The following is a 10,465-nucleotide window of genomic DNA, read 5'->3' on the forward strand; positions in this document are numbered from 1 at the left end:
GCGGCGCATTCAAAACCGCCGCAAATGCCTGTAATTACCCTGTCTCTTCGTGGTCTCTCCCAGCTTCGCTCTTGCCCCATCGCGCCCCTCGGGCAACTGTGATGCGCCTTGGGAATGGGTCGCTTCGCAACACTGCCGACACCGCTTTCGGCCGGTGATTTCTCCGGCGCCGAAGGCGCTGAGGGCGCCTTCACACGCCTCGATCGGAAGCTCGAGACCGCGCACGGTTGCCTCATCGTGCGAGCCCCCTCGACGTCGGTCGCACGCGCCGTCGCGGCGCACGCCGCACGCCGCCTCTCAGCCATGGGGTTTTCGGTCTCACAGGCCCCCGCGAACGCATCACGCGCGGCTGGCCTGCCAGTGTTCCGCGACATGGCCAATCGACTCGGCCTCACGGCGGAGACGGTAGCGGCCGACTGCGCCGAGCGGCTCGCATCGAGCTTTCGGGCTAGCCGCGGTGCTGTCGTGGCCGACCTCCCGGCCCCCGATTCTTGGGATCGTCAGGTCGCGTGCGAGTTGGCCAAGAGCGGCCTTCCCCTGGTCCTCGTCACGGAAGACCCCGCCGGCGACGACATTCCCGGCGAGCTTCTCGAAATTGGCGGACGCCTCGACGCCGGGGACCGTAGGCGCTTCGCGGCCACCCTAGCGGAAGACGTTTTTCTTAGGGCGCCGGACGGCGATCTCGTCGCCGTGGATCAGTGGTGGCGACGCGCTGCGGCGGCTGTCGATGCGCCCCTGGCGCCACTTTCCCCGGAGGCTACGAGCGTCCTTGTGCGCCTCGTGGCAGCCGGTCGCTCGTGGCCGACACGCCAATTGAGCGCGCTCGCCCTCGGCGCCGAGCGGGCGTTAACCGAACTGCTGTCGCAAGGCGCTGTCCGCGAAGAAGCCGCGCATCTGGTCCCCGTGGCCGAGGCGCCTACGGCCACGCCCGCCGAACGAAGCCTGGTGGCCGACGCCCTCGAGACCACCTTCGTAAACGACGTCTGGGCAATGGCGCACGCCGCCTGCCTCCGCGTCTCCAGTGATCCTGCGCGCGCCCAGCAGGGATTCGACCTCGCGCTTCAACGCGTCGCCGTCGATGCTCGGCGCGAGCTCATTCGCGCTTGGGTCGAGGCGGTCCACGACTTGCCGACCGACCAGCGGGCGCCGCTTCTCTCGTCGGCGGCGCACGCGTCCCTCGACGCGGGCGACTCGCAAGACGCGCTTCGCCTTGCGCGACTCGCCGCGAGCGCCGAACCGGCGAACGCGGCGTTCGCGCTCCTCGTTGGACGCGCAGCCATGGCCACGGGAGATCTCGCGACGGCGAAGGCCGCGTTGGTTCAGGCGGCGCAAAAGGGCGAGACGCCCCAGGTGATGGTCGAACTCGCCGAGGTCGCCTACTTGACGGGCGACCACGCGAACGCCAAGCAGCTTGCCACCGTGAGCGTCGCGACCTCGGACGCGCGGGTCCGGCTCGCCGCGCGAAGCGTGCTGGGCAAGCTGCTCTTGGCGAGCGGGAGCCTCGACTCCGCCGAGGCCCACTTCGCCGAGGATGCCTTTACGGCCAATGTGGCGGGGCTCGGCAGCGCTGGCCGACGCGCGCGCCTCAACCGTGCCATCGCGCTCATGCTTCGAGGCCAGCTCGTCGAAGCGCGCTCGCTGCTCGAGGATGTTCGGCAAGAAGGCCGCAGCGCCGGCGACGTGCAGGCGCAAGCCTACGCACTCGAGAACTTGTCGAGCCTCGCGTCCCGCGAGCGTGACTACGGCGCCGCGCTTCGCTTCGCCGACATGGCCTTCGAGCTTCGCCGCTGGCAGGGCGACCGCCTTCGCATGGTGCGCCTCCTCGTTACGCTCGGCATGATGCGGCGTGTGCTGGGGCTCTTCGAGCACGCCACTCATGCGGTCCGCTTTGGCCGCCGCGTCCTTGGGCCCGGCATGACCGTCGACGCGGCACCTGACTTCGGCTTGATTGCTGCGCGCATCGCGCTCGACTGCGGCCACATCGACGAGGCTCGGGAAGAGGCAAGGCGCGCGCTTTCCGAGGGCGAAACGGCTCGAGAACGGGGCCGCGTCCTTGGTGAAGCGCACCGACTCTTCGCGCGGATCGCCATCGAGGAAGGCGACGTGGGCCGCGCGAAGTCTGCGCTCGCGCAAGCCGAGGCCTTCTCGCGCAGCGACGTCCGCGACGACAGCCGCTGGGAGCTGACGTACATCGCGGCGCTCATCGCGCGCGCCGAAGGCACGCTCACCAAGGCCGACATCGAAGCCGTGATGGCTGCCCTCCCGCCCGAATACGAGTGGGACAACGAGTACGAGCGCATGACCTACGTCCTCGCGAGCGAGGTGGAGCGCGCGAACGGCGAGTTCCAAGCCGCGCGAGCGTACCTCGACCACGCGATCATGCTGCGCGACCGTGTCGTTCGCAGCCTCGACCCCGAGACCCGCGAGTCCTTCCTGAGGCGGCCCGACGTCGTGGCCTTGGAGAAGCTCGCTTCCGACATCGCCCGGGAGGGTGATGCCTTCGGCGAAGAAGCGCCGGCGACCACCCGCGTGGGTTCGGTGATTCCGCTCAAGGCGACGCGGCGTGAGATCGTCGGCGAGGACCCCGCGATTCGCGGCCTCCGAAGCGCCATTCGTCGCGTCGCGTCCTCCGGCGCGACTGTGCTCGTACGGGGCGAGAGTGGAACGGGCAAGGAGCTCGTCGCCGAAGCCCTTCATCGCGCGAGCGACCGCGCCGCCGGGCCGCTGGTCACGGTGAACTGCGCCGCGCTCGTCGAAACGCTGCTGCTCTCGGAGCTCTTCGGCCACGAAAAGGGCGCCTTTACCGGCGCTGCTTCGCGGAGGCGTGGCCGCTTCGAACTCGCCGAGGGCGGCACCCTATTCTTGGACGAGATCGGCGACATCTCGCCCCGCACGCAAGTCGCTCTCTTGCGCGTCCTGCAGGAGAAGACCTTCGAACGCGTCGGCGGCACGAGCCCCATCAAGGCCAACGTGCGGATCGTTTGCGCGACGCACCGCGACCTGAAACAGATGGTGGAGCGCGGCGAGTTCCGAGAGGATCTCTACTACCGCCTTCGCGGCATCACGCTTGAGGTCCCCGCCCTCCGCGCCCGTCTCGGCGATCTCCACGCCATCGCCAAGACGCTCCTCGACCGCATCGCCGAAGAGCGAGGCGAGACCCCCAAGACACTGAGCCCCGCCGCCCTCGAGCTCCTGCAGCGTCACCGGTGGCCTGGCAACGTTCGCGAGCTCGAAAATGCCCTCCGAGCCGCATCGCTCTTTGCCGACGGCGCGCTCATCGACGTCCGAGAATTCGTTGAAAACGTTGATGATCTTCGCGCCGTGGGGACCACGGCCCTCGGCTCCGTGCCGCCGCCGCCGGTCTCGGTGCCGCCGCCCCGCGCGACGGTGCCCTCGCTCGACTCCATCGAGCCGGCCAGCGTGCCCTCCCTCCTTGGAGAAGACGAGGACGCTGATGGAGCCCTCCCGCCGGGCGAGGCTGGAGCCACCTCAGCCGCGTACAGCTGCATTCGTCAGGGTGTTCCCCTGGGCGACCTCAAGCGCCAAATCGAGCGCGATTGCGTCGCCCGAGCCCTCGCGGAAACGAAGGGGAATATCACCCGTGCCGCAAGCCTTCTGGGGATGAAACGTCCCCGTTTGTCTCAACTCGTGAAACAATACGGACTTGCTGCCGTGTCGGAGAGCTCGTCATGAAATCGATCGCCTCGTCCCTCGTTCCGCTCCTCCTGGGCGCCCTCGCGGTGCTTTCGGGCTGTTCCGCCGCGCCTGGCGATGACGAGGCCGGCACGTCCTCATCGGCGTTGACCGCTGAGGAAGCGGCTCGCGCCAGCGAAGGGGGCGACAACGAGACCACCGCCACCATGCGCGCGGAGCTGCCGCGGCAGCGTGCGCAGCTCACCTTGATCCCAGTGGAGGTCATGGCGCCCGCACCTCCGTCGCCGTGGAACGAGCCCAAGCCGCCGGCGCCGGCACCGGCACCCTGAGCATTGAATTCTGAGCGATCGCGATCCGACACTCGCGACCGCTCCACTCCAGCGCTACCCCGCCGCCCGAAGGGCCGCGGGGTTTCGCTTTTCTGGCGGTCGTTTCTAACCCCGACCGGCCTGTGACACACTGACGCGAACGTGCAGGCGCTCCGCCCTCAAACGACTCTCTTCTGCGCCGTACTTGCGCTGACCATCGCGCTATCGGTGCTCCTCCGGGGGCGGCGACGACCGATTCACTGGCTCTTCGCCGCGTTCTCCACGGAGGTCGCCGTCTGGTGGGCCAGCCAGTCGTTCATCGGCATCTTCCAAGCGACGATCTGGGTGCGCGCGACAGCCGTCACGACGATCTTCCTTCCGCAGTTCACGGTGCACCTCTTCCAGTCCATCGTGCCGGCCGCCGAGGGGGCCGGCACGACGAGCCGCTTCATGACGCCGCTCGCGAAGAGCGCCGCCTTCGCGGGCATCCCGATGCTCGTGCTCGTGCTCTCGCCCTACCACGAGAAGCCCTTCGCCCTCGGGCTCGTCTACACGTACGTGGTCGGCTTTCTCTGGGCCGCGCTCATCGACATGTGGCGTCGCGGCAAGAAGAGCCCGTCGCGCGCCGTGCGCGATCGCGTGCGATTCTTGTTCTGGGTCGGAGCGCTCGCGACGACCTTTACGCTCGGCGACTTCTTGTCGTTTTTGGGCGTGCGCCTGCCGCCCATCGGCGCCGTCTTGTCCACGGTGTTCATCTTCGTGCTCGCCGAGTCGATGGCGCGACCTCGCCTCGCCGACCTCTACGAAATGGCCGGGCGCCTCCTCGTGGCAACCGTGCTCGCCTTCGCGCTGGCAGGCGTCTTCTGGATCTTCGTCACGGTCGTCGGCGGGTTCAACACGATGTACCTGAACGCCGTCCTCGCGGCGCTCGTGTTCTTGATGCTCTTCGATCCGATCCGCCACGAGGTCGAGAAACGGACCCACCAGTTCTTCTTTCGAGAGCGGTTCGCCCTCGAAACCAGCGTCGCAGAGCTCCGGCGGCGGCTCGCCCACGTGCTCGAGATCGACGAGATGGTCCAGACCATCCTCGTCGGCATCGAAAGCTCGCGTCGCGTGACCTCATGCGCCATCTACCTGCGCGACCAAGAGGCGAACGGCTACGACCTTCTCGGCAGCGTGGGCAGCGCGCCGCCACGCCGCATCGAGACACTCTCCGCGCGACCGCTCCTCGATCGGCTCCACGCCGTCCCGTCGGTCTCGCTCGAAGAGCTCGAGCGCGAGCCCAAAGACGCCGACGCCCCGGTGCTCACGGCCGCTGCGGCGACGCTCGGCGAGCTCAAACGCTCCGTGGTCCTCGCCGTGCGCGCCGACAGCGACGAGGTCATTGGGCTTATCTGCGTCGCCGACGAGCGCGTGCGCGACGCCTTCACGCCAGAGGAGGTCTCGCTCCTCGAGACCCTCGCGTCGCAGATCGCAGTGGCCGTCACCAACAGCCGCCTCTATTCGCGGATGAAGGAGCGTGACCGCTTGGCGGCCCTCGGCGCCATGGCCGCGGGTCTCGCCCACGAGGTCAAAAATCCGCTGGGCGCCATCAAGGGCGCGGCCCAGCTACTCGAGGGCTCGCCCTCCGGTGACCCTGCGTCATCGGAGTTCGTCGGCATCATTCTCGAGGAGGTCGACCGCTTGAACCGCGTCGTCGGCAGCTTCCTCACCTACGCGCGCCCGCACGCGGGCAATCCCGTTCCCCTCGACGTGAACGCCGCCGTGCGGCGCACCGTCCAGATCCTGTCTAGCCAGAAGGCTGCCGAAAAGGGCGACGACATCGAGATCAAGCTCGAGCTCGCGGAAGGGCTGCCGCGGGTAAAGATCGATCCGGAACAGCTCCGGCAAGTGCTCATGAACCTCGTGCAGAACGCCATGCAGGCGATGGACGGCGAGGGCCGCGTCACGCTCTCAACGGCCGTGCGTCGTCGCCCGCGAGCGACGTGGGGCACGGGCCTCGAGAGCGAACGAATGGTGGGCAGTCGCCCCGAAGACGAAGTCGTCGAGGTGGCCGTACGTGACACCGGACCCGGGATCTCTCAGACGATCATGAAGAACCTCTTCGTGCCCTTCTTCACGACGAAGGCACAAGGCACGGGCCTCGGCCTCGCCATCAGCCAGAGCATCATTCGAAGCGCCGGCGGCAGCATCGACGCGCAGTCCCACTCGGGGGCCGGCACGACGTTCTTGGTCGCCCTCCCGGTGGCAACCGACGTCTTGGCGTCGATGGCACCGGCCGTCTCGGCGCCGGCCAGCGCTCCTGAGCCCATCGGACCTCCGCTCAAGGCGTGAGGCGGCGCCGAAGGCGCTTCACCATGGGCCTCAGTCGCCCTGCATGAGGCCTTGGATACGCCCCGTCGGAAGGAGGCGGACACCGCGGGCTGCCGGTACGCGCGGGAGCCCCGGCATCGTCATCATGTCGCCCGTGATGGCGACGAGGTACCCGGCGCCGGCTGCCAACCGCACCTCGCGCACCTGGAGAACGAAGTCTCGCGGACGGCCAACCTTCGTCGGATCGTCGGAAAGCGAGCTCTGCGTCTTGGCCATGCAGATGGGGAGCTCGGCGCCGCCAGATTTGATGGCGCGTTCGATGTCGGCCGGCGCCGAGCCGACGAGGCGAACGTCGGTCGCGCCGTAGATCTCGCGCGCGATGGTTCGGATCTTGTCGAGCGGCGACGCGGTGAGCGGATAGAGCTGCTTCTCTTTCGGCGGATTCGCATCGGTCGCCATGACGACCTCGGTCACCACGCGGGCGAGCTCGAGGGCTCCTTCGCCGCCGCGCGCGAAGCCGTCGTGGGCCGCGCAACGAGCACCGCGGGCGAGGGCCGCCTCCGTCACGAGGGCGACCTCGTCGTCCGGGTCGTTGGGGAATCGATTGATGGCGACCACCGCCGGAAGCCCGAATTTTGCGGCATTTTCGAGGTGTTTTGCCAGATGGTCGAGGCCCCGCTCAAGGGCCGCGCGGTTCGGCTGGCCGGCTTCCTTGACGGGCGCACCGCCGTGCATGCGCAGCGCGCGGAGCGTGGCTACGAGCACCAACGCGCGAGGCCAGATGCCCGTCGCGCGGCTCGTGATGCCCATGAATTTCTCACCGCCAAGATCGAAGCCGAAGCCGGCTTCCGTGATGACGAAGTCACCAAGGCGAGCGGCCAGCCGCGTCGAGAGCACGCTGCTCGCGCCGTGAGCGATGTTCGCGAAGGGCCCCGCGTGTACGAGCGCGGGGCCGCCCTCGCCGGTCTGCACCAGGTTTGGCTTGAGCGCGTCGCGCAGCAGCGCCGTCATCGCGCCAGCGGCGCCGAGGTCTGATGCGCGCACCGGCTCACCCGACGCCGTCTGGCCCACGATGATTCGGCCGAGTCGCGCCGTCAGGTCGTCGTAGCCCGACGCGAGGGCCACGATGGCCATGATCTCGCTCGCGGCGGTGATGTCGAAGCGCTCCTGGCGCGGCACGCCGTGGCTCTTGCCGCCGAGACCGACGATGACGTTCCGCAAGAAGCGGTCGTTCATGTCGAGGGCGCGACCCCACGTCACGCGGCGCGGATCGAGCTCGCCTTTGTCGCCGACCGATTCGCGGAAGTGGAGCGCGTTGTCGACGAGCGCGCTCAAGAGGTTGTGCGCGCTGGTGATGGCGTGAATGTCGCCCGTGAAGTGGAGGTTGATGTCATCGGCCGGGACCAACGTGGCGAGGCCGCCGCCGGTGCCTCCGCCTTTGACGCCGAAGACCGGACCGAGGGAAGGCTCGCGTAGCGCGACGATGGTCTTGTGGCCGAGGCGACGCATCGCCATCGAGAGCGCGAGTGACGTCGTCGTTTTGCCTTCTCCAGCGGGCGTCGGGTTGATCGCGCTGACGAGGACGAGTCGGCCGGCACCGCGCGACGGCGCCGCTAGGGCGGGGAGCGCGATCTTCGCCTTGTCACGTCCGTAGGGTTCGACGAGATCGCTCTCGATGCCGAGCTCGGCAGCCACTTCGGCGATGGGGCGTGTCTTCATGTGTACCTGGCTTCAAAGAGGGTTCGTACGGCGGGCTCGGAGCGCACGAGCGCGAGGGAGTGCTCCGCGTGAGCGTGCGCGTACCCATTGCCGATGACAAGGTCGACATCCTTGCCGACGCCCTCAGCGCCGAGCGCCGCCTTGGTGAAGCTCGTCGACATCGCAAAGAAGTAGACGACGCCGCGATCGCGCGTCGCAAGGATGGCGGCCATCTCCGTGTCGGCCACGTTTACGCAAGAGAACGACACGTCGACTTCCCGGCCACCATTCTTCGCAAGGACGGCGGCGCGCACGGCGACGGGATCGCGCGCGTCGAGGCTGATGACCTCGTCGCAGACGCCGAGTCGACGCAGGTCGTCTGCGTAGGGCGCGTGACTCTCGACGCCGATGATGCGGCCGCCGGGACCGGCACGACGGCGCGCTTCGACGGCGCAAAGGACACCGCTCTTCCCGCCGGCGCCGAGCACGAGCACCGAGGCGTTGGGCGCGACCCAGCGAGCGACCTGAGGCGCCGCACCGGCCACGTCGAAGATCGCGAGCGCTAGGCGCTCGGGCATGTCCTTGGGCATCCTCGCGTAGGCCCCGCTCGCAAAGAGAATCGCCTCGCCGGTCACGTCGAGCTGGGCGCTCGCCGGCCGAATGGCCGAGATGCTGTCGATGCGGAGCGGCGTCAGCGAGAGCGACACGAGCGTCGCGACGCGGTCGCCGGGAGCGAGGTCTCCGTCGCCGCGGCCGCTGCCGATCTGGAGGACGCGTCCGAGGAGCATGCCGCCGGAGCCGGTGACGGGGTTGTGCTGCTTCCCACGGTCGCCCACGGTGGCGAGCACGCGGGCCCCAACGTCGCCGCCGGCCTCTTCCATCTGACGAAAGCTCGCGGCGTCAACGTTGAGCGTTTCGACGGCCAGCAGAAGCTCGCCCTCGAAGAGTCGAGAGAAGTCGTTGTCGACGCGCTGCGCGGGCTGCGGGAGGGCCCCCCGAGGCACGAGAGTGCGGTGGACGCCGAACGGATCACCGCCAGGGACGAGGGGACGGAGACCGCCTTGCATGGGCCCTTTTCAGTCGATGCGGGCCGAGAATGCAACTGAATCGAGCGTTGGCGGAGGATCGGACGCAGGAAAGCGGAGGCTCTGCAAAAGCCCTCGAAATTGCCGCGTGGCGGGCGACATTGATGGAAACGTGCTGGTTTCCGGGCCCCGCTCGGCCCGGCGCTCCGGAACGCCCCCTTCCAACGGGCCTCCTGAAGACCCGCCTTCGGTCGCTCCCGAGTGCCTTCACTTGACCCCTTTTGGCCACCCTCGCTACTCTTCGGAGACCGCTCCGCGAAGGTGTGCGCGGGATGCGCAGTCTTTCCTCCAGCCCGCCATCGTGACGGGCACCGCCGGTCCGCCGAATGCAAGACCCGACAGCCAAGGCGCCTCCTCCGCCCCCGCGGTCGGGCAGGCAATTCGTGCTGCGCTTCATTAGCGGCAAGTACCAGGGCGGCGAGTTCCCGTTGGTCGCCGACAAGACCGTGTTCGTCGGGCGCTCGAGCGATCTCGACATGGTCCTGGTCGAGGACATGGTGAGCCGCAAGCACGCTGGCATCCACGTTCAGGGCGACCAGGTCTGGATCGAGGACCTCGGTTCGACCAACGGCACCTTCGTCAACGGCGAGAAGATCAAGCGCGCCCGCCTCAAGGAAGGCGACCGCGTCCTCATCGGAACGAGCATCCTCAAGCTCGTGGCCACCGATGGAACGTCGACGCGCGACGTGCCCAGCGCCGAGCAGCGCCCCGAGCTCGAGAGCGTGGCCGCGCAGCGGCGGACCAGCCAGGCGCGCACCATGTCGGGCAGCATCGAAGAGGTGCCGCTACCGGACCTGCTTCAGCTCTTCGGCACCTCGAAGAAGAGCGGCGTACTGGTTATTCGGACGGAAGACTCGACCGGCAAGATCTTCCTCCGCAAGGGCAACATCTTCTTCGCGAGCATCAACGACCTCGATGACGTGCCGCCTGTGAAGAGCATCTACCGGCTGCTCACCTGGGAGAAGGGCCTCTTCGATCTAGAGCCGCCGGAGGAGCGTGAGTTCTCGACGACCGTCGACCTCACGGTGCCGGAGGTCCTCATGGAGGGCCTTCGTCAGCTCGACGAGTTCAACCGCATCAAGCCGCAGTTGCCGGCGCCCAACGCGCGCCTCCGCGTTCCGATGCCGCTCGAGGCCCAGCTCCGCAACCTGACGCCCGAGGCGCTCGACATGTTCCAGCTGGCGCTCAGCTTCCCGCAGCTCGAGACGGTGCTCAACCGCGCCCCAGGGACCGACCTGGACGGCGCTGAGCAACTCTTGAAGCTCATCAAGGGCGGCTACCTCATCGCCGAGTGAGCGCGGCGTCCTAGAGCGACCTTGTCCCGCGGCTTCTGCGATGCAGAAAGCCCTCGTGGGAGCGCGCGCCAAGCGGAAGGACCGTGCGGGGCGCCAAAGACGAAGTGCGCCA

The 10,465-nt window shown here is 68.3% G+C and carries 6 protein-coding genes; 4 read left to right on the forward strand and 2 right to left on the reverse strand.

Annotation, left to right across the window (positions count from 1 at the left end; genetic code table 11):
- The first annotated feature begins 114 nt into the window (after window positions 1-114).
- The 3 genes from IPG50_09085 (at window position 115) to IPG50_09095 (ending at window position 6,296) form a co-directional block, all read left to right on the forward strand.
- On the forward strand, window positions 115-3,693 hold the full coding sequence (locus IPG50_09085) for a sigma 54-interacting transcriptional regulator (protein MBK6692344.1): 3,579 nt from the start codon (window positions 115-117) through the stop codon (window positions 3,691-3,693).
- Entirely contained in the window at window positions 3,690-3,983 is a 294-nt protein-coding gene (locus IPG50_09090; protein MBK6692345.1) for a hypothetical protein, read from the forward strand. The genes IPG50_09085 and IPG50_09090 overlap by 4 nt, the downstream gene beginning before the upstream one ends.
- A gap of 141 nt (window positions 3,984-4,124) precedes the next feature.
- Entirely contained in the window at window positions 4,125-6,296 is a 2,172-nt protein-coding gene (locus IPG50_09095) for a GAF domain-containing protein (GenBank protein ID MBK6692346.1), read from the forward strand.
- Window positions 6,297-6,326: 30 nt separating this feature from the next.
- On the opposite strand, the gene IPG50_09100 is transcribed toward IPG50_09095, so the two are convergent.
- Window positions 6,327-7,994: a formate--tetrahydrofolate ligase gene (locus IPG50_09100; protein ID MBK6692347.1), complete on the reverse strand. Its 1,668-nt coding sequence runs from the start codon at window positions 7,992-7,994 to the stop codon at window positions 6,327-6,329.
- A complete protein-coding gene (locus IPG50_09105) occupies window positions 7,991-9,040 on the reverse strand; it encodes an L-erythro-3,5-diaminohexanoate dehydrogenase (GenBank protein MBK6692348.1) in 1,050 nt (349 codons plus the stop codon). The genes IPG50_09100 and IPG50_09105 overlap by 4 nt, the downstream gene beginning before the upstream one ends.
- A gap of 344 nt (window positions 9,041-9,384) precedes the next feature.
- On the opposite strand from IPG50_09105, the gene IPG50_09110 reads away from it, so the two are divergent.
- Window positions 9,385-10,353: a DUF4388 domain-containing protein gene (locus tag IPG50_09110; protein MBK6692349.1), complete on the forward strand. Its 969-nt coding sequence runs from the start codon at window positions 9,385-9,387 to the stop codon at window positions 10,351-10,353.
- Window positions 10,354-10,465: the final 112 nt, after the last annotated feature.

It is taken from the genome of Myxococcales bacterium (assembly GCA_016703425.1).
Taxonomy (GTDB): Bacteria; Myxococcota_A; Polyangia; order Polyangiales; family Polyangiaceae; genus JADJCA01.

Coding starts and splice junctions, on each gene's coding strand:
- IPG50_09100 (MBK6692347.1), bottom strand. CDS start 7,994: ATGAAGACACGCCCCATCGCCGAAGTGGCTGCCGAGCTCGGCATCGAG.
- IPG50_09110 (MBK6692349.1), top strand. CDS start 9,385: ATGCAAGACCCGACAGCCAAGGCGCCTCCTCCGCCCCCGCGGTCGGGC.
- IPG50_09105 (MBK6692348.1), bottom strand. CDS start 9,040: ATGCAAGGCGGTCTCCGTCCCCTCGTCCCTGGCGGTGATCCGTTCGGC.
- IPG50_09090 (MBK6692345.1), top strand. CDS start 3,690: ATGAAATCGATCGCCTCGTCCCTCGTTCCGCTCCTCCTGGGCGCCCTC.
- IPG50_09085 (MBK6692344.1), top strand. CDS start 115: ATGGGTCGCTTCGCAACACTGCCGACACCGCTTTCGGCCGGTGATTTC.